28 protein-coding genes, 1 tRNA gene and 1 pseudogene are annotated in these 22917 nt (G+C 71.8%); 11 read left to right on the forward strand and 19 right to left on the reverse strand.

The features are described 5' to 3' along the window. Nucleotides 1-2: 2 nt before the first annotated feature. Entirely contained in the window at nt 3-443 is a 441-nt protein-coding gene (locus tag OG309_RS18925) for a MarR family winged helix-turn-helix transcriptional regulator (RefSeq protein WP_329422418.1), read from the reverse strand. A gap of 201 nt (nt 444-644) precedes the next feature. On the opposite strand from OG309_RS18925, the gene OG309_RS18930 reads away from it, so the two are divergent. From OG309_RS18930 to OG309_RS18945, 4 genes are all read left to right on the forward strand, one after another. Next, on the forward strand, nt 645-899 hold the full coding sequence (locus OG309_RS18930) for a hypothetical protein (RefSeq protein WP_329422419.1): 255 nt from the start codon (nt 645-647) through the stop codon (nt 897-899). Between the two features lie 1475 nt (nt 900-2374). Continuing rightward, on the forward strand, nt 2375-3070 hold the full coding sequence (locus OG309_RS18935) for a DNA alkylation repair protein (protein WP_329422421.1): 696 nt from the start codon (nt 2375-2377) through the stop codon (nt 3068-3070). Nucleotides 3071-3168: 98 nt separating this feature from the next. Continuing rightward, entirely contained in the window at nt 3169-4221 is a 1053-nt protein-coding gene (locus OG309_RS18940; protein ID WP_329422423.1) for a 1-aminocyclopropane-1-carboxylate deaminase/D-cysteine desulfhydrase, read from the forward strand. A gap of 166 nt (nt 4222-4387) precedes the next feature. Next, a complete protein-coding gene (locus OG309_RS18945) occupies nt 4388-4729 on the forward strand; it encodes a DoxX family protein (protein ID WP_329422424.1) in 342 nt (113 codons plus the stop codon). A 3-nt stretch (nt 4730-4732) separates the two neighbouring features. Here OG309_RS18945 and OG309_RS18950 read toward each other — a convergent pair. Next, nucleotides 4733-4837, reverse strand: a pseudogene (locus tag OG309_RS18950) (DUF397 domain-containing protein); the annotation flags it as partial. After that, on the reverse strand, nt 4806-5705 hold the full coding sequence (locus OG309_RS18955) for a helix-turn-helix domain-containing protein (protein WP_329428430.1): 900 nt from the start codon (nt 5703-5705) through the stop codon (nt 4806-4808). The pseudogene OG309_RS18950 and the gene OG309_RS18955, both read right to left, overlap by 32 nt. Nucleotides 5706-5883: 178 nt before the next feature. On the opposite strand from OG309_RS18955, the gene OG309_RS18960 reads away from it, so the two are divergent. The 4 genes from OG309_RS18960 (at nt 5884) to OG309_RS18975 (ending at nt 8021) form a co-directional block, all read left to right on the forward strand. Then, nucleotides 5884-6255: a hypothetical protein gene (locus OG309_RS18960; protein ID WP_329422426.1), complete on the forward strand. Its 372-nt coding sequence runs from the start codon at nt 5884-5886 to the stop codon at nt 6253-6255. Nucleotides 6256-6291: 36 nt separating this feature from the next. Continuing rightward, nucleotides 6292-6540, forward strand: a complete 249-nt coding sequence (locus tag OG309_RS18965) for a hypothetical protein (protein WP_329428431.1) — start codon at nt 6292-6294, stop codon at nt 6538-6540. A 66-nt stretch (nt 6541-6606) separates the two neighbouring features. Continuing rightward, entirely contained in the window at nt 6607-7170 is a 564-nt protein-coding gene (locus OG309_RS18970) for a TetR/AcrR family transcriptional regulator (protein WP_329422427.1), read from the forward strand. Further along, nucleotides 7167-8021, forward strand: a complete 855-nt coding sequence (locus OG309_RS18975) for an alpha/beta fold hydrolase (protein ID WP_329422429.1) — start codon at nt 7167-7169, stop codon at nt 8019-8021. Before OG309_RS18970 ends, OG309_RS18975 begins: the two co-directional genes overlap by 4 nt. Here OG309_RS18975 and OG309_RS18980 read toward each other — a convergent pair. The 9 genes from OG309_RS18980 to OG309_RS19020 form a co-directional block, all read right to left on the reverse strand. Next, the gene (locus tag OG309_RS18980) at nt 8002-8772 is read right to left on the reverse strand and encodes a hypothetical protein (RefSeq protein ID WP_329422431.1); all 771 of its coding nucleotides are present in this window, start codon (nt 8770-8772) and stop codon (nt 8002-8004) included. The genes OG309_RS18975 and OG309_RS18980 overlap by 20 nt on opposite strands. Before the next feature lie 51 nt (nt 8773-8823). Next, entirely contained in the window at nt 8824-9807 is a 984-nt protein-coding gene (locus OG309_RS18985) for an RNA polymerase sigma factor SigF (RefSeq protein ID WP_329422432.1), read from the reverse strand. Nucleotides 9808-10042: 235 nt separating this feature from the next. Then, nucleotides 10043-10888, reverse strand: a complete 846-nt coding sequence (locus OG309_RS18990; RefSeq protein WP_329422433.1) for an RNA polymerase sigma factor SigF — start codon at nt 10886-10888, stop codon at nt 10043-10045. A 223-nt stretch (nt 10889-11111) separates the two neighbouring features. After that, entirely contained in the window at nt 11112-11411 is a 300-nt protein-coding gene (locus OG309_RS18995) for a Dabb family protein (RefSeq protein ID WP_329422435.1), read from the reverse strand. 11 nt (nt 11412-11422) lie between these two features. After that, nucleotides 11423-11587 carry a hypothetical protein gene (locus OG309_RS19000; protein ID WP_164986384.1) on the reverse strand — a complete coding sequence of 55 codons (165 nt, stop codon included), beginning with the start codon at nt 11585-11587 and terminating at the stop codon, nt 11423-11425. A gap of 504 nt (nt 11588-12091) precedes the next feature. Further along, nucleotides 12092-12179: transfer RNA gene (locus OG309_RS19005), tRNA-Ser, on the reverse strand. A 90-nt stretch (nt 12180-12269) separates the two neighbouring features. Further along, nucleotides 12270-12698, reverse strand: coding sequence for a tRNA adenosine(34) deaminase TadA (tadA, locus tag OG309_RS19010; RefSeq protein WP_329428433.1), 429 nt, complete (start codon nt 12696-12698; stop codon nt 12270-12272). 65 nt (nt 12699-12763) lie between these two features. After that, nucleotides 12764-13291 (reverse strand): tRNA adenosine deaminase-associated protein, encoded by a 528-nt coding sequence (locus OG309_RS19015; RefSeq protein ID WP_329422438.1) that lies wholly within the window; start codon nt 13289-13291, stop codon nt 12764-12766. A 247-nt stretch (nt 13292-13538) separates the two neighbouring features. Next, nucleotides 13539-13739 carry a hypothetical protein gene (locus OG309_RS19020; protein ID WP_329422439.1) on the reverse strand — a complete coding sequence of 67 codons (201 nt, stop codon included), beginning with the start codon at nt 13737-13739 and terminating at the stop codon, nt 13539-13541. Nucleotides 13740-13831: 92 nt separating this feature from the next. Between OG309_RS19020 and upp the strand changes: the two genes are divergently transcribed. Beyond that, nucleotides 13832-14467, forward strand: coding sequence for a uracil phosphoribosyltransferase (gene upp / locus OG309_RS19025; RefSeq protein WP_329422440.1), 636 nt, complete (start codon nt 13832-13834; stop codon nt 14465-14467). A gap of 183 nt (nt 14468-14650) precedes the next feature. Here the strand turns inward: upp and OG309_RS19030 are convergent, their stop codons facing one another. Together OG309_RS19030 and OG309_RS19035 are read right to left on the reverse strand one after the other, a co-directional pair. Continuing rightward, the gene (locus OG309_RS19030) at nt 14651-15283 is read right to left on the reverse strand and encodes a LytR C-terminal domain-containing protein (RefSeq protein ID WP_329422441.1); all 633 of its coding nucleotides are present in this window, start codon (nt 15281-15283) and stop codon (nt 14651-14653) included. A gap of 176 nt (nt 15284-15459) precedes the next feature. Next, entirely contained in the window at nt 15460-15756 is a 297-nt protein-coding gene (locus OG309_RS19035) for a type II toxin-antitoxin system VapB family antitoxin (RefSeq protein WP_329422442.1), read from the reverse strand. Between the two features lie 107 nt (nt 15757-15863). Between OG309_RS19035 and OG309_RS19040 the strand changes: the two genes are divergently transcribed. Next, on the forward strand, nt 15864-17477 hold the full coding sequence (locus OG309_RS19040; RefSeq protein WP_329422444.1) for a helicase HerA-like domain-containing protein: 1614 nt from the start codon (nt 15864-15866) through the stop codon (nt 17475-17477). A gap of 75 nt (nt 17478-17552) precedes the next feature. On the opposite strand, the gene OG309_RS19045 is transcribed toward OG309_RS19040, so the two are convergent. The 5 genes from OG309_RS19045 to OG309_RS19065 form a co-directional block, all read right to left on the reverse strand. Beyond that, a complete protein-coding gene (locus OG309_RS19045; RefSeq protein ID WP_329422445.1) occupies nt 17553-19103 on the reverse strand; it encodes a M28 family metallopeptidase in 1551 nt (516 codons plus the stop codon). Nucleotides 19104-19218: 115 nt separating this feature from the next. Further along, nucleotides 19219-19833, reverse strand: a complete 615-nt coding sequence (locus tag OG309_RS19050) for an HhH-GPD-type base excision DNA repair protein (protein ID WP_329422447.1) — start codon at nt 19831-19833, stop codon at nt 19219-19221. Between the two features lie 41 nt (nt 19834-19874). Next, the gene (gene pip / locus OG309_RS19055; protein WP_329422448.1) at nt 19875-20834 is read right to left on the reverse strand and encodes a prolyl aminopeptidase; all 960 of its coding nucleotides are present in this window, start codon (nt 20832-20834) and stop codon (nt 19875-19877) included. A gap of 10 nt (nt 20835-20844) precedes the next feature. Next, nucleotides 20845-21420, reverse strand: a complete 576-nt coding sequence (locus OG309_RS19060; RefSeq protein WP_329422449.1) for an RBBP9/YdeN family alpha/beta hydrolase — start codon at nt 21418-21420, stop codon at nt 20845-20847. A gap of 86 nt (nt 21421-21506) precedes the next feature. Continuing rightward, the gene (locus tag OG309_RS19065) at nt 21507-22154 is read right to left on the reverse strand and encodes a TetR/AcrR family transcriptional regulator (RefSeq protein ID WP_329422450.1); all 648 of its coding nucleotides are present in this window, start codon (nt 22152-22154) and stop codon (nt 21507-21509) included. 149 nt (nt 22155-22303) lie between these two features. Between OG309_RS19065 and wrbA the strand changes: the two genes are divergently transcribed. After that, complete coding sequence (gene wrbA, locus OG309_RS19070; RefSeq protein WP_329422452.1) at nt 22304-22912, forward strand: NAD(P)H:quinone oxidoreductase; 609 nt, start codon at nt 22304-22306, stop codon at nt 22910-22912. Nucleotides 22913-22917 lie beyond the last annotated feature (5 nt).

A 22917-nucleotide genomic window follows, 5' to 3' on the forward strand; every position in this document is an offset into this window, starting at 1 on the left:
GGTCAGGCGTGGGACCGGCAGTCCCCGAAGGCGTCGCGCAGCCGGGAAAGCATCGTGGTGAGCAGTGCGACGTCGTCGTCGGACCACTCCGCGAGGTGGCGGGTGAAGGCCTCGGCGACCCGGCGGTCGAGCTCGCCGAGCATCGCGTAACCCTCGGTGGTGAGCCGCAGGATCCGGGAGCGCTTGTCGTCCGGGTCGGGCAGCCGCTCGATCCAGCCGTACTCCACGGTGTGCGCCACGTGCCGACTGCAGACGGACATGTCGACGGCCATCAGTTCGGCCAGCCGGCTCATCCGCATGTCGCCGTGGTGCTTGACGAGGGCGAGCACGGCCGCCGCGCCGCCCTGGCAGTGGGCGGGCAGGACCCGTGCGACGCCACGCTTGACGGCACCGATGGCGCTCACCGCCCTGGCGAGCTCCTCGTACCGGTTCAGCGTCTCCATCGAGCTCCCCCAACATCTTGTTGCTTAGGGCAACCATAGAGATCGATGGTTGCTTCAGGCAAACTAAATCGGTCAAAGCGCGCTAAAGAATCGGTAAAGGGGGCCTGGAAGGGGAGGGGAGGTGTGGGTCCTGGGGCGGGGGCGGTACGGGAGGAGGGCGGGGCTTGGGCCGGGAAGCCCTGTTTCGCTAGGGTCCGGGCCATGGCACACAACCCCCAAGCACCGTACGGCCAGGGCGGCCAGGGCCCCGAGGGCTCCTACGACCCCGCCGGCAGCACCCAGATGTTCCGCGCCTTCGTCGACGAGGGCACCCCCCAGCAGCAGAACCAGCCGGGGCAGCGGCAGCAGCAGTACCAGACCACGACCCACTCCTCCGGCCCGCGCGTCGGCCTGATCGTCGGCGTCATCGTGGCGATCGCCGTCCTGGCGGGCGTCGCCTGGCTGGCGCTGGGCTGACGCGGTCGGATTCGGGGCCGGGGCCGGGGCCGGGGCCGGGGCCGGTCGGGTCCGGTTCGGGTCCGGTTCGGTTCGAGTTCGGTTCGGGTCCGGCTTCCGGTTCGGTTTCCGGTTCGGTTTCGGTTCGGGCTCGGGGAGAGGGCGGTCGTGGTGGGAGTCCTGGTGGGCTTCTGGCGCGGCCGCCCTCTTTCCGAGTGTGGCCCCCGGGACCGGGCCGTCAAGGGCGCTCCCTGCGGTCGCGTCGCTTCGCGATTCCGCTGCGCTCCACCCTTGACGGCCCGGCCCCGGGGGCCCTTTCACACTCGGAGGGCGGCCGGGGGCGGGGCCACGCGGGGGACGGGGAGTGGTGCTGGTGGGTGCGCGGCCGCCGGGCCGGTGGGTGGGGAGGCCGGGTATCGGCGGGCCTCGTTCCCTGTCCGTCGGCCGGGTGGGTGGGGGGCTCGGTTCGTGGCCGGGGCCGGTGGGGGCGACTCCCTTGGTTCGGGGTGCGCGGCAGTGGAATGGGGCGGCTGGGCTTGGCTCAGCGGCGGACGGTCGGCGGATGGCGGGTCTTCAGGCCCCGCTGGTCATCGCCGGTGGGTTGATCGCCGGGGAGAACCGGCGGCCGAGAGCGTCGAGAGTCTTGAGACTGCCGGGAGTGTCGAGAGCTCCGGGTTCCCAGCCGAGTAACGCCGCTCACTTCGTGCCCGAGATGGCCGGTCGGCACCTCCCTCGTCACACGAGTCGCAGACCGTCCCATCGCGGGCCGGAGTTGCACGTTTTGCATGGACGGGGCGGCCAGGACACGGAGATACGTCGGCCCGCTGAGCGTCGGGAGGGCCGTCCGGCACCTCTCCCGTCACACCAGCCACCTCCCGTCCCACCGAGGAGGGGAGAAGGGACTGCGCGGGGCGAGCGGGGTGGACTGCCATGCAAAGTCTCCACACCATGCACGGAGGGGACCGGCCACCACCTCTCCCGTCACACGAGTCCTCGCCTGCCCCATCCCGGCCGGGGATCGCAGACTTTGCATCCCAGAGTGACCAGCCGGGCCTGAAGCCCACCCATCGCGAGCCGGCGTCCGCTGAGCCAAGCCCAGCCGCCCCATTCCACTGCCGCGCACCCAGAAGCGACGGATGTCCGCCCACCGGCCCCGGCCACGAACCCAGCCCCCACCCACCCGGCCGACGGACAGGGAACGAGGCCCGCCGATACCCGGCCTCCCCACCCACCGGCCGACGGCCGCGCACCCACAGGCACCACTCCCCCGTCCCTCCGCGTGGCCCCGCCCCCGGCCGCCCTCCGAGAGGTTTTTCGCACCTTCCAGCGCCGGGTCAAGGGTGGCCGTAGGTCATCGCGCAGCGACGCGACCGTAGGGAGCGCCCTTGACGCGGTGGTGGAAGGTGCGACTCTCGGAAAGAGGGCGGCCGCACCAGAAGCCCGCCCGCGCCCCCACCCCGACGAACCCAGAGACCAGCGCGCCCAGGAGGACACCGATGCCCGAGACGTCCGTACCCGACGCATCCGATGCGCCCGACGTTTCCCACGTCCTGGCCGAGCTGGCCGCGCTGGAGGACCCGAAGGCGCGTGCCGTGAACGAGCGGCACGGTGACGATCACGGTGTGAACCTCGGCAAGCTGCGTGCGCTCGCCAAGCGGCTCAAGACGCAGCAGGAGCTCGCGCGCGGGCTCTGGGCCACGGACGACACGGCCGCGATGCTCCTCGCGCTCCTGATCTGCCGCCCCAAGGCGTTCGAGCGGGACGAGCTGGACGCGATGCTGCGGCGGGCCCGCGCGCCCAAGGTCCACGACTGGCTCGTCAACTACGTCGTCAAGAAGAGTCCGTACGCCGAGGAGCTCCGCGTGGCCTGGTCCGCCGACCCGGACCCCGTCGTCGCCAGCGCCGGCTGGGCTCTCACCACCGAGCGCGTCGCCAAGAAGCCTGACGGCCTCGACCTCCCCGCTCTCCTCGACGTCATCGAGGCGGACATGAAGGACGCCCCTGACCGCCTTCAGTGGGCCATGAACCACTGCCTCGCCCAGATCGGGATCGAACACCCCGAGTACCGCGTCCGCGCGATCGGCATCGGCGAGCGCCTCGAAGTCCTGAAGGACTACCCGACCTCCCCGGGCTGCACGTCCCCCTTCGCCCCCGTCTGGATCGCCGAGATGGTCCGCCGCCAGACGGCGTGACCCGCCCCCGTCCCCGACGCCGCTCCGACCCCTCCCCGACGCTTCTCCGCCCTCCGACCCCTCCCCCCGCACCCCCCGCCGCCCCTACGGTGGCCCGCATGACCAGCCGTCCGCCGCTGATCCACCGGCATTGGCCCGCCCTCGCCGACGCCCTCCCGTACCTGCCGCTCGGCACCGGCCCCACCCCCGTCCGCCCGCTCACCCGCCTCGGCCCGCGCACGCCGGTCTGGGTGAAGGACGAGAGCGGGTACGGCGACGGCGGCTGGGGCGGCAACAAGGTCCGCAAGCTGGAGTGGCTCCTCCCGGACGCCCGCCGCCGGGGCGCCCGGACCCTCCTCAGCGTCGGCGGCCTCGGCACGAACTGGGGCCTCGCGGCCGCGCTCTACGCCCGCGAACAGGGCCTCGACGTCGCCCTCGCGCTGATCGACCACCCGGTCGACGACCACGTCCGGGCCCAGCTCGCCCGGCTGCGGGCCTCCGGCGCCACGCTGCACTTCCCGCACACCAAGGCCCGGCTCGTCCTCTCGCTGCCCTGGCTGCTCGCCCGTCACACCCGCGGCCTCCGCCTCCCGTACGTCCTGCCGGCGGGCGGGTCCTCGGCGCTCGGGACGCTCGGGTACGTCGAGTGCGCGCTGGAGCTGGCCGAGCAGGTGGCGGAAGGGCTGCTGCCGGAGCCCGCCTGGATCGTGACGCCGGTCGGCTCCGGTGGTACCGCCGCAGGGCTGGCCCTCGGACTACGGCTGGCCGGGCTGCGCACCCGGGTGCTGGCGGTCGTCGTGAACGACACGCTGCGCCTGGACGGCGGCCGGCTCGCGGCACTGGCGGGGAAGGCGGAGCGGCTGCTGCGGGCACGGGGCGCCGACGTGCCGGCCGTACGGCTCGGTGCCGAGGACATCGTCACGGAGCGCGGGTGGCTCGGCCCGGGGTACGCGCACTCGACCGAGCCGGGCGCGCGGGCACTGCGATGGGCGGCCGCGGAGGCGGATCTGGAACTGGAGCCCGTCTACACGGCGAAGGCAATGGCGGCCCTGTTGCCTCCGGAGACGGAGGGGCGCTTCGACGACGGCGGTCCGGTGGTCTTCCTGAACACGTTCGGGCCCAGGCCGGACGGGGCCCGGGGCAGGGGCGAGGATCGGGGCTCCTCGGAATGACGGAGGGTTCAAGTGACCGCACGGGGACGGTGGGACTGCCCTGCATCTGCATCCGAAGCTGAATCTGAAAAAACTTCGGTCGTCCGGTCACACGTCCGTCGGGCGCGGTGTCAGAGGGACAGAGCGAGCGAGAAGCGCCCGCCACAGCCCCTCCGAGGAGCCTCCGATGTCCACCACCGCCATCGTCGTCACCGCCGTCGCCGCCTTCATGGCCGGGTTCTCGGGCGCCTCGATCTTCTTCAAGGCGAAGTTCACCGTCGAGCCGCTCGCCGAGTACGGCGTTCCGCGCGCCTGGTGGAACTGGCTGGGTGCCGCCAAGGCGGCCGGCGCGGTGGGTCTGCTCGTCGGCTACGCGATCCCCGCGATCGGGATCGCCGCCGCGATCGGCCTGGTCCTGTACTTCCTCGGCGCCGTGATCACGGTCCTCCGCGCCAAGGCGTACGCCCACGCGGTCTTCCCGCTCGTCTACATGGCCCCGGCGGTCGCCGTCCTGGCCCTGGCGGCGTGAAGGTCAGACGCTGCGGACGAACGAGTCCCACGCGGAACGCCCGAAGACGACAGCAGGGCCCTCAGGGGCCTTGCTGTCACGTACGGGGACGAGGGCGGGGAATCCGGGGGCGACTTCGAGGCAGTCTCCGCCGTTGGCTCCGCTGTAGCTGCTCTTGATCCAGGTCGCCACGGTCAGATCGCGCCTCTGCATGGTGCCCGTACCTTTCCATCATGTCGCTGATCAGAGCGGCGGACTCGCGGCCCGACAAGCAATCGGCTCTCAGCACATCATAGGTCTGGCTGTGTCGGGCGAAGACGGCTGGATCATCGCTGAAGTGGCCGCTGTCGAGCGATTCCGAGTACACCCATTGGTGTCCGTCAGGCAGCAGGATCAGCGACATCGACGCGTCCGGCCGGTCGATCCCGGACTGGCTGAACGGTGCTACCTGGACTCGGATGTTGGGGAGTCGACCCACATCCAGCAGATGGGCGCACTGCTCTCGCATCACCTCGGTGTCTCCCATCGTGTTGAGGAGGCAGCTCTCGTCCAGCACGGCGATGTATGAAGGTCCGCCAGGAGAGAGGAAGCGCTGCTGGCGGCTCAGTCGGGCTCGGACTCGGTCTTCCACTTCCTCGGCATCTTCGAGGCGTTGCGCATAAAGCGCGTAAGCGTAGGCCGGAGTCTGCAGGAGGCCCGGTACCACCTGGATCTGATACGCACGGATCTGGGTCGCCTCCGCGTCCATCTCCGCCCGGCGCTCGAACCAGTCCGGGTGTTCGACCTGTGGGTACCAGTCGATCCGGCCCCACAGGCGCAGTAACACCCCGCCCGTGCCGAGGATCTCGTCGCCCGCTCTCGCGAACGTGTCCGTCGGCACCCGTTTCGCCGCCTCCACCCGGGCGACCTGTGAGCGGTCGCAGTGGACGAGGCGGGCCAGGGCCGACTGGGTCAGGCCCGCTGACTCGCGGTAGTGGCGGAGGAGTTCGCCGAACATCTCCGCCGTCGTGGCGGCCGGCTCGGGCCCCGCGATATGCCTCTTGGTCACTCCGAACCCCCTCGTGACAGCAGTCCTTGGCACGCCGCAGGCGTTGTGGCCGCCTCTTCCATTGAGCAACGCTGAGGGCACGCAGAGTAGTCGCCCGATCGGGTGACCGTGAGACGAGGAGTGCGGAATGGCAGGGCACGAGGAGTGCGGCGCGTACCTGTACGACCCGGCGGCGAGGAAGGTCGGCGAGTACCGGGGGCAGGCCGGGCCGTACGCCATGCTGCGGCCGCTCGGGGGCGGGCGGGAGTGGCAGGCGGACCCGGAGCGGGTGCGGCCGGCCACGCAGGAGGAGCGGCTGAGCGCCGGGGTGCGCGCCGCCAACGCGCGGGCGACGGCCTCGTACGAGATGAGCCGCCCGCCCGTCCCCGTGCCGCACTGCGTCGCGTGCGGCGCGCTCGACCGGGCCCGTGCGGCCGCCCGCGCCCGGTTCGACTGGAGCGCCGAGACCGACGCGAACGTCCTGCTGCGGCGGCACCTCCGGGCGGACCATCCCGAGTGACGTGTCGAGCTCATGATCGTTGGCCTCGCCGTGAACATGAAGAAGCTGGCCGCCACGGCCACCCTCGCCCTCGCCGCGGTCTCCCTCGCGGCGCCCGCCCACGCCGACGACAGCGACTTCGGCAGCGGCGTGAACGCCGCGAACAACTGGAACTTCACGGCCGCCGACGTCTGTGTCCAGGAGCTCGCGGTCGTTCCCGCCCTCAGCGACTGGTCGGGCAACCACCAGAACAACTGCTCCAGCGGGAACGTCATCGACCACTCCGGCTCCGGCGCCCGGCTGTAATCTCCGCGCCCTGCCTTCCTAGGGATGCTAGCTTTTAACCTAGAGTCCCTAGGAAGGAGTCCGGCAATGGTCCGCGCCGGCATCACCGTCGACCGTCTCGTCCGGGCCGCCGCCGAGCTGGCCGACGCGGACGGCCTCGACAAGGTCACCGTCTCCGCCCTCGCCCGCCGCTTCGGCGTCAAGGACGCGAGCCTCTACTCGCACATCAGGAACCTCCGCGACCTGCGCGTCCGCCTCGCCCTCTTCGCCTCCGGGGAGATGAACGAGGCCATCGGGACAGCCGTCGCCGGGCGTTCCGGCAAGGACGCGCTCGTGGCCTTCGCCGACGCCTACCGCGGCTACGCGCTCGCCCACCCCGGCCGCTACGCCGCCACCCAGCAGCGGATCGAGCCGGAGGAGATCGGTGACCCCGCCGTCCTCCTCCGCGCCGTGGAGCTCACGTACGGGATGCTGCGCGGCTACGGGCTCGCCGAGCCCGACCTCACCGACGCCGGGCGGCTGCTCCGCGCCACCTTCCACGGCTACATCCATCTGGAGCTGAGCGGCGGGTTCCACGCCTCCCGGCCCGTCACCGACTCCTGGGCTCGCTCGCTCGACGCCCTGCACACCACCCTGGAGAGCTGGTCGTGAAGCCCGTCCTGAACGCCGCCGTCCTGTCCGTCCCCGGCGCCACCCTGCGGTACGAGACGCGGGGCACCGGCCCCGTCCTCCTGCTCATACCCGGTGGCGCGGGCGACGCCGGACTGTACGAGGGGATGGCGGACCTGCTCGCGGGCGCCGGGCACACGGTCGTCTCCTACGACCAGCGCGGTCTCTCCCGCAGCCCGCTCGACGGGCCGCTCGCCGACCAGCGGGTCGAGGTGTGGGCCGAGGACGCCCGCGCGGTCCTCGACGCGGTCGTGCCGGACGGCGAAGCCGCGTACGTCTACGGCGGCAGCTCGGGCGCGATCGTGGCCCTCGCCCTGCTCGCCGCCCACCCCGGTCGCCTGCGCCGCGTCGTCGCCCACGAGCCGCCCCTGGTGGAACTGCTCGCCGACCCCGGCCCGTACCGCGCCCACTTCGCCGAGGTGCGCGAGCTGCACCGTACGCAGGGGCTCGGCCCCGCGATGGCCCGGTTCGCCGAGACGCCCGACGGACGCAGGCCGGAGCCGGCGGCGGGGCAGCGGCGGCATGCCGAACTGCCCGAGGCCATCCGGCCGATGGCCTCCCGCATGGCGGCCAACATGCCCGTCTTCCTGGAGCACGTGCTGTGCCCCTTCTCCTCCTCCGCCCCGGATCTCGACGGGCTGCGCGCCGCCGCCGGGAAGCTGGTCCTGGGGGTCGGCCGGGAGTCGGACGGTCAGGAGGCGCTGGTGGGTCCGGCGCGGCGGATCGCCGAGGTGACCGGGGCCGCCGCGGTGGTGTTCCCGGGCGGGCACCTCGGGTGCGTCGAACGCCCGGAGGAGTTCGCCGAGGTGCTGCTCACTGCCATGAGGCCGTGACGGTCCGGGTGTCCACGCGCATGCCGAGCGGGACCCGCCAGGACTCCACGCACACCGTGTAGGTCCTGGTGCGGGTCTCCCCGGCCGCGATCGGGGCCGGCAGGGGCTGGCTGGATCCGATGGTGGCCCAGTCGACGCCGAGGGCGCCGATGATGTGGGTCGCGAAGGTGACCGTGCCCGAACGGGCAGCCGTTCCGCCGGTGTTGCGGATGGTGACCGTCACGTTCTCGCACCAGCGCTTGTCGGTGTCGGCGAGCGTGGGCGCGGAGAGGGTGAGTGCGGCGGGCGGGGCCGTGGTGCCGGGGGGCGTGGTGGGCCGGGCGGGGCTCGTGGGCTTCGTGCCCGGTGTGCTGGGAGTGCCGGGGCCGCCTGGTGTGCCCGGCGCCGAGGACGGGGGCCTGGGGGCGGTCGTCGACGGTGTTCCGCCGGTACGGGTCGGGGGCGGCGCCGTGGCCGTGCGCGGGCCGCCGGGGTCTTTGGCGGCCGTACGGCCAGGGGCCGCGCCGTCCGTACCGCCCGGTGGGCGCGGCGACGGGGACGACGTGCTGGAGGTGTCTCCGGTGCGTGCCGGGTCCAGCGGGACGAGCGTCACCGATCCGCTCGGCGGAACCGCTCCCTCGGGGGAGGAGCCGGCGCCGACCGCCGCGTATCCCTCGCCGTCGTCGCCCGATCCGCAGGCGGTGAGCGCTCCGCCGAGGCAGAGCGCGACCACCACGAGTCCCGGACGCTTCCTTCGCCACGAGCTCACCATGGGCGCCAGTGTGTCTGACGTTGCGTCAGGAAGGAAGCAGAACGGCTGGGTTCAGTCGGCGATCAGTCCTTCCCGCAGCTGTGCCAGCGTGCGGGTGAGCAGGCGGGAGACGTGCATCTGGGAGATGCCGACCTCCTCGCCGATCTGGGACTGGGTCATGTTGGCGAAGAAGCGGAGCATGATGATCTGCCGCTCGCGGGGCGGGAGTTTGGCGAGCAGCGGCTTCAGCGACTCGCGGTACTCGACGCCCTCCAGGGCGCTGTCCTCGTAGCCGAGGCGGTCCGCGAGGGAGCCCTCGCCGCCGTCGTCCTCGGGGGACGGGGAGTCGAGCGAGGAGGCCGTGTACGCGTTGCCGACGGCGAGGCCGTCGACGACGTCCTCCTCCGACACCCCGAGCACCGCCGCGAGTTCGGGGACGGTGGGGGAGCGGTCCAGCTTCTGCGCGAGCTCGTCGCTGGCCTTGGTGAGGGCGAGGCGGAGCTCCTGGAGGCGGCGCGGGACGCGGACGGACCAGGAGGTGTCGCGGAAGAAGCGCTTGATCTCGCCCACGACGGTCGGCATGGCGAAGGTCGGGAACTCCACGCCCCGTTCGCAGTCGAAGCGGTCGATCGCCTTGATCAGGCCGATGGTGCCGACCTGGACGATGTCCTCCATGGGCTCGTTGCGGGAGCGGAAGCGGGCCGCCGCGTACCGCACGAGGGGGAGGTTGAGCTGGATGAGGGTGTCGCGGACGTAGGTCCGCTCCGGGCTGTCCGCGGCGACGCCCTTGTCGTCCAGGGCGCGCAGCCGCAGGAACAGGGAGCGCGAGAGGGTGCGGGTGTCGAGTGCCTCGGGCGTGACGGCCGGCGGGGCGACGAGGGTCTCGTCGGGCGCGGGCGCCGCGTCGGCGGCGGTCGGAGCCGTCGTCTGGGCGGGCACGCCCGTCGGCGGGGCCGTCTGCGCCATGGCGGCCGTCGGCACGGAGACGGGCGTCTGCACGGACGCGGGCATGGGCGTGAGCGTGAGCACCTTCGAGCTGCCCTGTTCTGCGGACATGCCACCCCCTTGAGGTCGCGGACGGTCGTGGCGGCCACGACCAACTGAGGAACGCAGCCTCCACCTGAATACCGGAGGCGGGGCCGCGGCAAACTCGGTTTCTGCAGAATGTCACATGTCGGCAACACGCTGTAGTGACTTGTCGACAAGCCGAGGGCGAATATCCGCAGGAAACAAGGGGTGTGCGGCATTTGGGGTGCCGAAAAACTGCTCCGAAACGGTCTACCCGTCTCAGCTACGCCTCGATCCGATTTGCGGATCTCAGCCGGGCGAAGCTTCGGGCGAGGAGCCTTGACACGTGCATCTGCGAGACCCCGAGCTCCTGGCTGATCTGGGACTGCGTCAGGTTGCTGTAGTAACGCAGCATCAGGATCCGCTGCTCGCGCTCGGGGAGCTGGACGAGCAGGTGGCGTACGAGGTCGCGGTGTTCGACGCCGGCGAGCGCCGGGTCCTCGTAGCCGAGTCGGTCGAGCAGGCCGGGCAGGCCGTCGCCCTCCTGGGCCGCCTCCAGGGAGGTGGCGTGGTAGGAGCGGCCGGCCTCGATGCAGGCCAGCACCTCGTCCTCGCCGATCTTGAGGCGTTCGGCGATCTCGGCGGTGGTCGGGGAGCGGCCGTGGGCCGTGGTCAGGTCCTCGGTGGCGCCGTTGACCTGGACCCACAGCTCGTGGAGCCGGCGGGGCACGTGGACGGTGCGGACGTTGTCGCGGAAGTAGCGCTTGATCTCGCCGACGACGGTCGGCATCGCGAAGGTCGGGAACTGCACGCCCCGGTCGGGGTCGAAGCGGTCGATGGCGTTGATCAGGCCGATCGTGCCGACCTGGACCACGTCCTCCATCGGCTCGTTGCGGCTGCGGAAGCGGGCGGCGGCGTACCGCACGAGGGGCAGGTTGGCCTCGATCAGGGCCCCCCGCACGCGGTGGTGCTCGGGGGTGCCCGGCTCCAGGTTCTTGAGCTGCCCGAAGAGCACCTGGGTCAGGGCGCGGGTGTCGGCGCCTCGGGTGCTCTGGGGGCGGGGGCGTGGGGTCTCGGGCGCCCCGGCCTCGTTCTGGGGCGGGACTTGAGGCGCTGCACTGGCCGGCACGTTCACGCCACCCCTTCATGTCAACTTCGGTCGACTCATCCGTCAAAAGCGGTCATAGCATCACAAGACATGTCCACTGTGTGCAAGCACCGTATAACCACGTGTTGAGGGCAAGTTGGGCGGGTAAAACTTTGGGCCCCCCGCCGAAGGTCGGCGGGAGGCCCGGAAGAAGTCAGGGGTGGAGCGGGGCGAGGGCGAGCCCGTGCGGGGGGCTCAGCCGGTCTCAGCCCTCGAAGGGGTAGTCGGCGATCACCCAGGTCGCGAACTCGCGCCACTGGCCCACGCCCGCCTGGTGCGCCGGGTGCTCCAGGTAGCGCTTGAGCGCGTCCGCGTCCTCGACGGCCGAGTTGATGGCGAAGTCGTACGCGATCGGGCGGTCCGAGATGTTCCAGTCGCACTCCCAGAAGCGCAGCTCCGGGATCTGGGAGCCGAGGGCGCGGAAGGCCTCGACGCCCGCCACCACGCGGGGCTCGTCGCGCTGCACGCCGTCGTTGAGCTTGAAGAGGACCAGATGGCGGATCACGGGCGGTACTCCTAGTTGACGAGCTCGGTCATGAACTGGCCGACGCCTTGAGCGGCGCTCGATATGCCTTCGAACCCTACCTGGACGAGATCCGCCGCCCGGGCCGGGGACGTGATGATCGTGTACAGCACGAAAACCACGACCGCGTAGAGAGCGATCTTCTTCGCCTGCGCCATCTGCTCCGCCCTCCCCTGGCCCGCCTCCGCCGCGCGGTCGCCGAGTCTAGCCCAGGCCCTCCTCACGGGGTCTTTATGGACCAAGGGCCCTGCCGTCGGGGCCTTTTGCCGCCGTCCGGGCGGGTGGCGGAGGAGCAGTATGGATCTCGAGCCCGGCGGGTCTGGCAGGAATCCGCAGGGTTCGAGGAACCGGCCCTCACTGCGGGGTCCGCGCCGTGAGCTTCCCCCCTGACTGCGGTGCAGGACTTGCAGGACCGGTTCTCGTCGGGGGGAGCGGCTTGTCCCCCCGATGCCGCTCCCCCCGTCCCCAACCTTCTTCCATCCGGGCATGATTGTCATGGTCATGACTCGGGCGCATTCACCTTTGAGGGTTCGCCTTGGGTTCGGCTTGGGGTTCGGCTTGAGGGTTTGCCGTGAGGGGTTGCCGTGAGGGTTCGCCTTGAGGGGGGCGGGGGTTCGCGGACATGAAAAAACCTCCCCCAGCCGAAGCTGGGGGAGGTTCTCTGGCGGTAGCGGAGGGATTTGAACCCTCGGTGAGTTTCCCCACACTCGCTTTCGAGGCGAGCTCCTTCGGCCGCTCGGACACGCTACCGAGAGAGAGCTTAGCCCAAAGGTGCCCCAGGACTGAAATCCTTATGTCTCCGCAGGTGGGAGGCGGGTCGGGGCCGGGCCGTAAGGAGCCTCAGCGGTCCCGGAAGAAGGCCGTCAGCTGACGGGAGCACTCCTCTTCCAGCACCCCGTGGACGACCTCGGGGCGATGGTTGAGCCGCCGGTCGCGCACGAGGTCCCAGAGCGAGCCGGTCGCGCCCGCCTTCTCGTCCCAGGCGCCGAAGACCACCCGTTCGACCCGCGCCTGGACGAGTGCGCCCGCGCACATCACGCACGGCTCCAGGGTCACCACGAGCGTGCAGCCGGTCAGCCGCCACTCGCCGGTCGCCGCGGCCGCCCGCCGCAGGGCGAGGACCTCGGCGTGGGCCGTCGGGTCGCCGGTCGCCTCGCGCTCGTTGTGGCCGAGGGAGAGGACCGTGCCGTCCGGGGAGAGCACGACCGCGCCGACCGGTACGTCACCGGCCAGCGCGGCCCTGTCCGCCTCGGCGAGGGCCTGCCGCATCGGATCCCGCCAGGGGTCCCGTACGGGATCGGGGCCCACGCCGGGGCCAGGTACCGCCAGGGGCACTAGCGCACGGCCTCCAGGACGGAGGAGGCACCGAGGGCCTCCGCGATCTCCCCGAGGGCGTCGCTGTCGAGCGCGAGCAGCTCCCGCTCGGAGATGCCCAGGTCCGCCAGGATGTGCCGGTCGCCGACGGGGGCGGCGGGCACGCCCGTCTCCTCGTCGTCCTCGCCGGCCGAGGCGTCGACGGGCTCGCCGTCCTCCGTGCCGTCCAGGTCCAGCGCGTCCACGTCGGTGTCAGCGTCGCGCGGGTCGTCGCCGAGGACCTCCGAAGTGAGGATCTCCCCGTACGAGGAACGGGCCGCCGCGGCCGCGTTCGAGACGAAGACCCGCGGGTCGTCCTCGCCGTCGACGCGGACGACGCCGAACCACGCGTCCTCCTGCTCGATGAACACGATCACGGTCTCGCTGTCGTCCGCCGCGGCCTCCCGGGCCAGATCGGCGATGTCCGACAGGGTCTCCACACTGTCGAGCTCTGTATCGCTCGCTTCCCACCCGTCTTCGGTGCGCGCGAGCAGTGCGGCGAAGTACACCTGACTCTCCCACTGATCAGAGGTGTGACGATCCGGCGGCGCGCTCCTGATGCCCCGCCCAATCGGCATCGTGGCAGAAACGGAGGCCTCAGGAGAGGTCTTCGGCTCTTGCGTCGTGCATCAGTCTGAACGACACCGCGATCGGGCGGGCGTGCGACCCCGGCGCACACGGGGGGCGCACGGCGGGCGGGTCAGTGGCGCTTCACCCGTACGTCACCGGGGGAGCCGTCGGCGGGTCACCGGCGCGTCACCAGCGGAAGGTCCGCATGCGCATGGCCTGCCGCATCCGGGCCGCCCGGGCGCGCCGGGGCTGGACGCGGTCGCGCAGCGCCTTGGCCTCGTTCAGCTCGCGCAGGAACTGGGCGCGGCGCCTGCGGCGCTCCGCGTCGGTCTCCGGGCGGCGCTCCTCGGGAGCGGGTCCGCCGGGCTTGCCTTCCAGGTCGGGCATGGGCCACACCACCCCAGGACTAGGTCCGGTACCTGTGTCCCCACCTTCCCTCCACGGCGTGGTTCGACGCCAGTCCCGGCTACTGTGGAGCCATGCGTCTCCACGTCGTCGATCACCCGCTGGTCGCTCACAAGCTCACCACGCTGCGCGACAAGCGCACGGACTCCCCGACCTTCCGCCGGCTCGCCGACGAGCTGGTCACGCTGCTCGCCTACGAGGCGACCAGGGACGTGCGCACCGAGCAGGTCGACATCGAGACCCCCGTCACGCCGACGACCGGTGTGAAGCTGTCGTACCCGCGTCCGCTGGTGGTCCCGATCCTGCGGGCCGGCCTCGGCATGCTCGACGGCATGGTGCGGCTCCTCCCGACGGCCGAGGTGGGCTTCCTCGGCATGATCCGCAACGAGGAGACGCTGGAGGCGTCCACGTACGCCTCGCGGATGCCGGAGGACCTGTCCGGCCGCCAGGTGTACGTCCTGGACCCGATGCTCGCGACCGGCGGCACGCTGGTGGCGGCGATCCAGGAGCTCATCAAGCGCGGCGCCGACGACGTGACCGCGGTCGTGCTGCTCGCCGCCCCGGAGGGCGTCGAGGTCATGGAGCGCGAGCTGGCGGGCACGCCGGTGACCGTCGTGACGGCCTCGGTCGACGAGCGCCTCAACGAGAGCGGCTACATCGTCCCGGGCCTGGGCGACGCGGGCGACCGGATGTACGGGTCCGCCGACTAGTCCGTCTGCTGGCCCGTCTGCTGGTACGTCGACTGGTCCGTCGACTGGTCCGTCGTCCGGTTCGCCCGTGGGCAGTTCGCCTGCTGACCGTCCGTCCGTAGAGCCGGTTCGTCCGTAGAGCCGGTTCGTCCGCGGACCGGTCGGTCCGCGGACCGACCGGTCCGCGGACGGGTGCCCGGGTGTCTAGCAGTGTCCGGGCAGGGGCGGCTTGGGCCTGTTGAGGGCCACGAGCGCCGCGTCCGCCGCGGCCTTCGGGTCGAGGGTCTTGAAGGCCGTGCCGATGATCAGGTCGACGTCCGCCGTGGTGCGGGCGTCGACCTTTGTCGTGGCGCCCTTCAGCTGGGTGCCGAGCACGGAGAAGCTCCCCTTGGTGGCGGCGGGGGCGCCGAGCAGTATCCCGGAGCCGGTGACCTTCTTGTCGTACGCGGCCGGGGCGTTGCCCACCTTGCCGATGGCGAAGCCGCGCTTCTTCAGCTCGTCCGCGGTCGTCTTGGCGAGCCCGGCGCGCGGGGTCGCGTTGTAGACGTTGACCGTGATCTGGCCGGGCTTGGGCAGGGCGGTGGCGGGCTGTGCGCTCGCCTTGGCGACGGGTTTGCAGTCGGCCTGCTTCCCGGCGGCCGTGGTGGTCTTCCCGTCGCCTCCGGTGAAGACCTCGACCAGCTGCAGCGTCCCCCAGCCCGCCGCACCGAGCACGAGCGCTCCGGCCGCGGCTGTGAGGATGATCCTGCGCCGGCGGTGGGGGCGGCGCATGCGCGGGTAGACATCGCCCGTGATGCGGTACTTTCCGCCCATTCCGGGGGGAGTGAGCATGCTCATGAACGCAGCGTAATGCCGCCGGTGGGCGATGCCTACTGGATGATCATGTGATCGCGTCCGGATGGGGGCGAAGTGGCCCCGAAAGGATCAGCGGGGAGCGGTCCGAGGTGTCGGCCGGGGTGCCCGGCGGGCTGCCCGATGGGCGGGCCGGGAGGGCGCGGGGAGGCGGCCGACGGTCAGTCCATCTCCAGCACGCGGGCGTGCAGCACCTGGCGCTGCTGGAGCGCGGCGCGGACCGCGCGGTGCAGTCCGTCCTCCAGGTAGAGGTCGCCCCGCCACTTCACGACGTGCGCGAAGAGGTCGCCGTAGAAGGTCGAGTCCTCGGCGAGGAGGGTCTCCAGGTCCAGCTGGCCCTTGGTCGTCACCAGCTGATCGAGGCGGACCGGGCGCGGGGCGACGTCCGCCCACTGCCGGGTGTTTTCCCGGCCGTGGTCGGGATACGGCTTTCCGTTACCGATGCGCTTGAAGATCACACGGAAAGCCTACCGGGCGACCGGCTCCCGGCGCAGCCACGCAGGCCCGGTGCGATGCTGGGACAAACCGGGATCAAGCCGTACGCACGTGGGACAGGGGTCCGCCAATGAGTGGGAGCGACCAGCCGTCGACAGGCTCCGCGGTGCAGGCGGGCGCCGAGCCCTGGGCGCCGATCGCCGCCGGGTACGCCTTCGACGGAGCGGCACTCGATCTGGGGGCCCTGCTCTGGGACGGGGAATGTCACCCGGACGCGCGCATCCGCATCCCGCTGCCCATGCTCAACCGGCACGGTCTGGTCGCCGGAGCGACCGGCACGGGCAAGACGAAGACGCTCCAGCTGATCGCCGAGCAGCTGTCCGCGAACGGCGTGCCCGTCTTCCTCGCCGACATCAAGGGCGACGTGTCCGGGGTCGCCGCGCCCGGCGTGGACGGCGAGAAGGTCCGGGAACGGGCCGCGCAGGTAGGGCAGGAGTGGACGGCGACGGGCTTCCCCTGCGAGTTCTACGGGCTCGGCGGCACCGGCCCTGGCATCCCGGTGCGGGCCACCGTGACCAGCTTCGGCCCGGTGCTGCTCTCCAAGGTGCTCCAGCTCAACCAGACGCAGGAGCAGTCGCTCGGCCTGATCTTCCACTACGCCGACGCCAAGGGCCTGGAGCTGGTGGACCTGAAGGACCTGCGGGCGGTGGTCGCCTTCCTCGTGTCGGACGTGGGCAAGGCCGAACTGAAGGGGATCGGCGGGCTTTCGACGGCGACGGCCGGGGTGATCCTGCGCACGATCACCGCGTTCGAGCAGCAGGGCGCGGGCGGCTTCTTCGGGGAGCCGGAGTTCGACACCGGCGAGTTCCTGCGCACGGCGGCGGACGGCCGCGGTGTCGTCTCCGTGCTGGAGCTGGCGGCGGTGCAGGACAAGCCGCAGCTGTTCTCGACGTTCCTGATGTGGCTGCTCGCGGACCTCTACGGCGACCTGCCGGAGGTCGGCGACGTCGACAAGCCGAAGCTGGTGTTCTTCTTCGACGAGGCGCACCTGCTGTTCAGCGGGGCCTCGAAGGCCTTCCTGGAGTCGATCACGCAGACCGTGCGGCTGATCCGTTCCAAGGGCGTCGGGGTGTTCTTCGTGACGCAGACCCCCAAGGACGTGCCCGCGGACGTGCTCGCCCAGCTGGGCAACCGGGTGCAGCACGCGCTGCGCGCCTTCACGCCGGACGACGCCAAGGCGCTCAAGGCGACGGTGCGGACCTTCCCCCGGTCGGCGTACGACCTGGAGGAGGTGCTGACCGGGCTCGGCACGGGCGAGGCCGTGATCACCGTCCTGAGCGAGAAGGGCGCCCCGACCCCGGTGGCGGCGACCCGGCTGCGGGCGCCGCAGTCGCTGATGGGCCCGGTCCCGGCGGCCGACCTGGAGGCGGCGGTGAGGGGATCGCTGCTGTACGGGCGGTACGCGGAGGCGGTGGACCGCGAGTCGGCGTACGAGAAGCTGACGGCCGAGCAGCAGGCGGCGGAGACGGCGGCGCTGCGGGCGGCGGAGGAGAAGGAGGCGGCCGAGGAGGCCGCGCGGGACGCGAAGGAGGCAGCGAGGGCTCCTCGCGGGAAGGAGGAGCCCTCGCTCGCCGAACAGGTCGTCGGCAGTGGGATCTTCAAGTCCCTCGCGCGCTCGGTCGGGACCCAGCTGGGCCGGGAGATCTCCCGTTCGCTCTTCGGGACGGCACGCAGGAAGCGCTAGCGGCACCGGCCGGGCGGGGTGGCCCCGCCCGGCCGGTGACCGGCCCGGTGGACTACTCGGTGGCCGGCCGGTGGACTACTCGGTGGCCTCGTCGTGGTCGGAGTGCAGGCCGCCGCCGCTGCCCGCGTCGCCGGTGGTCGGGACGGAGACGACCGGGCGCTTCAGGGAGCTGATGTCGTGGGCGTAGGTGCCCACGGCGTTGGCGATGACGTCGATGTTGACGTCGAAGGCCGTCATGTTGATGTTCGAGAGGTCGTCGCCCTTGGCGTGGTAGTTCACGTCGTAGGCGACGCCCGCCTGGCCGCCGAACTTGGCCGCCTGGCCCGCGGTCTTGATGCCCTCGGCGCCGGTGAAGGTGCCGCCGGAGGCGATGCCGGCGTCGACGAACGGGCCGTAGTCGGAGCGGCCGGTGAAGTCGGTTCCCTCGTGCGCGGTGCCGCGTCCGTCGAGGAAGTCGTTGATGTCGCGCTCCAGCTGGGCGGAGCCCTCGGGGCCCGCGCCCGAGCCGACGCCGTCGGAGTTGTCGCCGTCGTAGACGAAGAGTCCGTAGTTCGGCGAGGCGATCATGTCGAAGTTCAGGTAGAGCTTGATCTCCTTCTTGCCGAGCTCGCTGAGGTTGGCGACGTAGTGCTCGGAGCCGAGCAGGCCGTTCTCCTCGGCGGACCACCAGGCGAAGCGGACCTTGTTGCGGACCTTGTCCTTGGACTTGGCGAGCTCCAGGGCGGTCTGGAGGAGGCCGGCCGAGCCGGAGCCGTTGTCGTTGATGCCGGGGCCCGCGGTGACGGAGTCGAGGTGCGAGCCGAGCACCACGGTGTTGGCGGCGTTGCCGCCGACGGTCTCCGCGATGACGTTGTTGGTGGAACGCTTCTCCTGGAGCTGGCGGATCTCGAAGGAGAGGTTCACCGCGCCCTTGGCGAGGTCGGCGACGAGCGCCTCGCCCTCGGCCTTGGTGATGCCGCCGGTCGGGACGCCGGGGCCGGGCTCGCCGAGGGTGCCGGAGAGGACGCCTTCGGCGTTGTTGTAGACGATCGCGCCGACGGCACCGGCGGCGCCCGCGTTCTGCTGCTTGACGGAGAAGTTGCAGCCGCCGCGCTTGATGAGCGCGATCTTGCCGGTGAAGGTGCCGGAGGCGAAGTCGCCCGGCTCGCAGCCGGTGGTGCCGTCCGCGTCGACCGGGACCGCGGCGAGCGCGGCCGTCACGCCGCCGACCGGGGTCGACTTGGTGTAGGTCATCGCCTTGATGTCGAGGTCACGGGCGGCGGGGGAGACGACGGAGGCCTTCTCGGCGAGCGTCTGGGTGTAGATGAAGTCGAACTTCTGGTACGTGACGGCGTAGCCGGCCTTCTTCAGCTGCGTGTACACGTACGCGGCCGAGGCGTCGTGGCCGAGCGTGCCGGCGGCGCGGTTGCCGCCGGCCGAGTCGGCTATCGCCTGGAACTTCTGGAGGTGCTTGTAGGCGTCCTTCGCGGACGTCTCACGGACCAGCTTCTTCGCCAGCTTGGCGGCGTCGCGGGCTGCCGCGGCCCCGGGGTCGGGGGTGGCGGTGGCGGGCGCGGCGAGCACCAGCGGGGTGGCGAGTGCGGCGGCGGCCAGAACGGCGGCGGCTCTGCGCTGGGTTGCGTTCACAGAAGTCCTTCCCGATTCGTACGAGGTGGAAGGGAAGTTAGCGACGCGTGGTGGATTTTGTGAACACATCTGGCGCAATTCCTGTCAGGTTGAACAGGATTGAAATCTGGAATTTTCAATTCCGGGTTGTTTTGCTGGATTTGGGGGCGGCCGCGCTCGCCTTGGCCGCCGCCTTCATCTCCTGCTTGTGGGCGCGCACCTTGGCCAGCGACTCCGGCCCGGTGATGTCGGCGGCCGAGCGGTAGCAGCTCGCCTCGCCGTACGCGCCCGCCGCCTCCCGCCAGCCCGTGGGGCGCACGTCGTACCGCTTGCCGAGCAGGGCCAGGAAGATCCGCGCCTTCTGCTCGCCGAACCCGGGCAGCGCCTTGAGCCGGGCGAGCAGCTCCGTCCCGGTCGCCGCGTCCCGCCAGACGGCCTCGGCGTCGCCGCCGTACTCGTCGACGAGGAACCGGCACAGCTGCTGGATCCGCTTGGCCATGGAGCCCGGGTAGCGGTGCACGGCCGGCTTCTCGGAGAGCAGCGCGGCGAAGGCCTCGGGGTCGTGGACGGCGATCTCGTGCGCGTCCAGGTCGTCGTGGCCCATCCGGGTCGCGATCGTGTACGGGCCGGAGAACGCCCACTCCATCGGCACCTGCTGGTCGAGCAGCATGCCGACGAGCGCGGCGAGCGGGGAGCGGCCGAGCAGCTCGTCTGCCTCGGGCTGCTGGGCGAGGTGGATCTCGGGGCTCATGACCGGATCATCCCGCCGCCGCGCCCCGCCCGCGCGGTGGGTCACCCCTTTGCGAAGCGTTCGAGGGCCGTGAGCACGTGCGTACGGGTCTCCTCGCCGCCCATGTGCCCGGCGTTCTCCACGACGTGCAGCTCGGCGTCCGGCCAGGCCCGGGACAGCTCCCAGGCGGTGCCGAGCGGCCCGGCCATGTCGAGTCGGCCGTGCACCAGGACGCCGGGGATGCCGGCCAGCCGGTGCGCGCCCCTGATCAGGGCGCCCTCGTCCAGGAAGGCGCCGTGCGCGAAGTAGTGGGAGCAGATCCGCACGAAAGCGAGCCGGGTGGCGTCGACCCGGTCGGTGTACGGGGTGCCCTGCCCCTCCATCGACAGTACGGCGTCCTCCCAGGTGCACCAGTCGGCCGCGGCCTTCTCCCGTACGGCGGGGTCGGGGTGGTTCAGCAGGGCGGCGTAGGCGCTGACGAGCTCGGCGGACGTGCCGGCCCCTCCCGCCTCGCCCGCCCCCGCGCGGAAGCGGTCGTGGGCCTCGGGGAAGAAGCGGCCGGCGCCCTCGTACAGCCAGGCGATCTCGGAGCGGCGGGTGGTCGTGACGGCGGAGATGACGATCTCGCTCACGCGCTCCGGGTGGGCCTGCGCGTAGGCCAGGATCAGCGTGGAGCCCCAGGAGCCGCCGTACAGCAGCCAGCGGTCGACGCCGAGGTGGATCCGGAGCCGTTCCATGTCGGCGACCAGGTGGGCGGTGGTGTTGACCGACAGGTCGGCGGCCGGGTCGCTCGCGTGCGGGGTGGAGCGCCCGCAGCCGCGCTGGTCGAACTGGACGATCCGGTACCGCTCGGGGTCGAAGAGCCGCCGCGACCCGGGCGAGGACCCGGAGCCCGGCCCGCCGTGCACGACGAGCGCGGGCTTGCCTTCCGGGTTGCCGGCGACGGACCAGTGCACGTGGTTGCCGTCGCCGACGTCGAGCAGGCCTTCGGCGTACGGGGGGATGTCGTTGTGGGCGCGCATCCGCCCGACGCTAGCGGTTGGCACCCACCCGGACCGAGGGGTTTTCGCACCACTCCAGGACCGAGGGCCAGGCCCCGTACCCGGAGTCCGGGGTCAGATGGGCCCCGCCGGGCACCTCGTCCATGGCGAGGCCGAGCGGGGTGCCGTAGTGCGTGTCGGCGCCCTCGGGGCAGTACGGGTCGCTGGCCGCCCAGACGAGCCGGGCGGGCGCCTTCAGGCGGACGGCGCCGAGGTCGAGCCCGTCGGCGAAGCCGGCGATCTCCGGGAGGGAGGCGGTGACGCCGGGGGAGGGCGGCGCGACGAGCAGCACCCGGTCCGCGTCCGGCACCCGGCCGGCCGCCGCGGCCCGCAGCCACAGCAGGACGCCCAGGCTGTGCGCGAGGACCACGAACCCGCCCTCGGCGGGCCGTCTCCCGTGCTCCTCCAGGGCGTCCAGCCAGTCGGCGAGCACCGGCGCGTCCGGCTCGGGGAGCTGCGGATAGCGCACCTCGTGCCCGCGCTCGCGCAGCGCGCCGGCCAGCCAGTGGTGCCAGTGGCCGGGCGGACGGTGGTTCTGGTAGCCGTGCAGGATCAGATACGTCGTCATGGCGCCGATCGTGCGTCCTGGGCGCGCGATCGGTCCACCAGCGTCCAGGGGGCGGTCGCCCGAGCGGTCGCCGGGGCGGTCCGGGCTCAGCGCGGAACGGGAGTCTGCAGCCGTATCAACTGCCGCATCCCCGACTTGAGCTCACCGGCGGAGAGCTCCTTGTCCACCGAGAGGTGGTGGATCAGGCTCGGCGAGAACGGCGCGAGCAGCAGGTGCGCGAGGAGCGCGGCGTTGAACTCGGGGCGGGCCTGGCCGATCAGCAGCGTCAGGTGCAGGTGCATGGCGAGGTAGGCGCCGTTGCCGTAGCGGGCCACGGGCCCGGCGGTCTGGGCGGCGAGCAGGATCTCGCGCTGCTCGACGGACCGGTCGACGAGTGCGTCGAGGAAGGCGTCGAGCCGCTCGTCGGCGGGGGCGCCCGGGCCGAGCGGCGGCGGACCATTCAGGTACGCCTCCTGGAACTGCCGCTCGCGGTCGTCGAGGAGTGCCAGGAGCAGCTGGGCGACGTCGCCGAAGCGGCGGTAGACGGTGCCGACGCCTATGCAGCTGGCGTGGGCGACCTGGTTCATGGTGACGGCCTCGGGGCCTTCCTCGGCGACGATCCGGGCGGCGGCATCGAGGATCTTGCGCCGGTTCCGGGCGGCGTCGGCGCGCTCGGGCGGCGGGCCTCCTGCGATCGGCAGCAAGTTGAGCATCGGCGCCGACCCGTCTCTGGCCTGCGGATTCTTCGTGCTCATCTGCGACTGCCTCCCTAGTGGCGCACTTCCCCCTCGGTCCGTTCCAGGCCACGAGCATAACGTTCCCCTTGCGAATCGGATAGCTGTCCGCTTAGCCTCGGAGAGTCGAATCGGAAAGCAATCCGCTTAGCTCGATCGAGGAGCCCGCCATGTCCGTCAAGGTCGCCGTCGTCTACTACTCGTCCACGGGGAACGTGCACCAGCTCGCCCAGGCCGTCGCCGAGGGCGCCGAGAAGGCCGGCGCGGAGGTCCGCCTCCGCCGGGTCCCCGAGCTCGCCCCCGACGCGGCCATCGACGCGAACCCGGCCTGGCGCGCGCACGTCGAGGCGTCCGCCGATGTCGAGATCGCCACTCTCGAGGACCTGGAGTGGGCGGACGCGTACGCGCTCGGCTCGCCGACCCGCTTCGGCAACGTCGCCGCCCAGCTCAAGCAGTACATCGACACCGCGGGCGGCCTGTGGCAGCAGGGCGTCCTGGCGGACAAGCCGGCCACCGGCTTCACCAGCGCGTACAACACGCACGGCGGCAACGAGTCGACGCTGCTCGCGCTCTACAACACGTTCCACCACTGGGGCTCGGTCATCGTCTCCCCCGGCTTCACGGACCCGTCCGTGTACGCGGCCGGCGGCAACCCCTACGGCACCTCGCACGCGAGCACCAACGGCGCCCCCGAGGAGAACGTCCTCGCGGCCGCCCGCCACCAGGGCGAGCGCCTCGCGAAGATCGCCAAGCGCCTGAAGGGCCTCGCGGACGCCTGACCGGC

This window comes from Streptomyces sp. NBC_01268, assembly GCF_036240795.1.
Taxonomy (GTDB): Bacteria; Actinomycetota; Actinomycetes; order Streptomycetales; family Streptomycetaceae; genus Streptomyces.

Bases quoted from the DNA above. Each gene is read 5' to 3' on its own strand.
- OG309_RS18925 (WP_329422418.1), bottom strand. From the start codon at position 443: ATGGAGACGCTGAACCGGTACGAGGAGCTCGCCAGGGCGGTGAGCGCC.
- OG309_RS18930 (WP_329422419.1), top strand. From the start codon at position 645: ATGGCACACAACCCCCAAGCACCGTACGGCCAGGGCGGCCAGGGCCCC.
- OG309_RS18935 (WP_329422421.1), top strand. From the start codon at position 2,375: ATGCCCGAGACGTCCGTACCCGACGCATCCGATGCGCCCGACGTTTCC.
- OG309_RS18940 (WP_329422423.1), top strand. From the start codon at position 3,169: ATGACCAGCCGTCCGCCGCTGATCCACCGGCATTGGCCCGCCCTCGCC.
- OG309_RS18945 (WP_329422424.1), top strand. From the start codon at position 4,388: ATGTCCACCACCGCCATCGTCGTCACCGCCGTCGCCGCCTTCATGGCC.
- OG309_RS18955 (WP_329428430.1), bottom strand. From the start codon at position 5,705: ATGTTCGGCGAACTCCTCCGCCACTACCGCGAGTCAGCGGGCCTGACC.
- OG309_RS18960 (WP_329422426.1), top strand. From the start codon at position 5,884: ATGGCAGGGCACGAGGAGTGCGGCGCGTACCTGTACGACCCGGCGGCG.
- OG309_RS18965 (WP_329428431.1), top strand. From the start codon at position 6,292: ATGAAGAAGCTGGCCGCCACGGCCACCCTCGCCCTCGCCGCGGTCTCC.
- OG309_RS18970 (WP_329422427.1), top strand. From the start codon at position 6,607: ATGGTCCGCGCCGGCATCACCGTCGACCGTCTCGTCCGGGCCGCCGCC.
- OG309_RS18980 (WP_329422431.1), bottom strand. From the start codon at position 8,772: ATGGTGAGCTCGTGGCGAAGGAAGCGTCCGGGACTCGTGGTGGTCGCG.
- OG309_RS18985 (WP_329422432.1), bottom strand. From the start codon at position 9,807: ATGTCCGCAGAACAGGGCAGCTCGAAGGTGCTCACGCTCACGCCCATG.
- OG309_RS19000 (WP_164986384.1), bottom strand. From the start codon at position 11,587: ATGGCGCAGGCGAAGAAGATCGCTCTCTACGCGGTCGTGGTTTTCGTG.
- tadA (WP_329428433.1), bottom strand. From the start codon at position 12,698: ATGCGGCAGGCCCTCGCCGAGGCGGACAGGGCCGCGCTGGCCGGTGAC.
- OG309_RS19020 (WP_329422439.1), bottom strand. From the start codon at position 13,739: ATGCCCGACCTGGAAGGCAAGCCCGGCGGACCCGCTCCCGAGGAGCGC.
- upp (WP_329422440.1), top strand. From the start codon at position 13,832: ATGCGTCTCCACGTCGTCGATCACCCGCTGGTCGCTCACAAGCTCACC.
- OG309_RS19030 (WP_329422441.1), bottom strand. From the start codon at position 15,283: ATGAGCATGCTCACTCCCCCCGGAATGGGCGGAAAGTACCGCATCACG.
- OG309_RS19040 (WP_329422444.1), top strand. From the start codon at position 15,864: ATGAGTGGGAGCGACCAGCCGTCGACAGGCTCCGCGGTGCAGGCGGGC.
- OG309_RS19050 (WP_329422447.1), bottom strand. From the start codon at position 19,833: ATGAGCCCCGAGATCCACCTCGCCCAGCAGCCCGAGGCAGACGAGCTG.
- pip (WP_329422448.1), bottom strand. From the start codon at position 20,834: ATGCGCGCCCACAACGACATCCCCCCGTACGCCGAAGGCCTGCTCGAC.
- OG309_RS19060 (WP_329422449.1), bottom strand. From the start codon at position 21,420: ATGACGACGTATCTGATCCTGCACGGCTACCAGAACCACCGTCCGCCC.
- OG309_RS19065 (WP_329422450.1), bottom strand. From the start codon at position 22,154: ATGAGCACGAAGAATCCGCAGGCCAGAGACGGGTCGGCGCCGATGCTC.
- wrbA (WP_329422452.1), top strand. From the start codon at position 22,304: ATGTCCGTCAAGGTCGCCGTCGTCTACTACTCGTCCACGGGGAACGTG.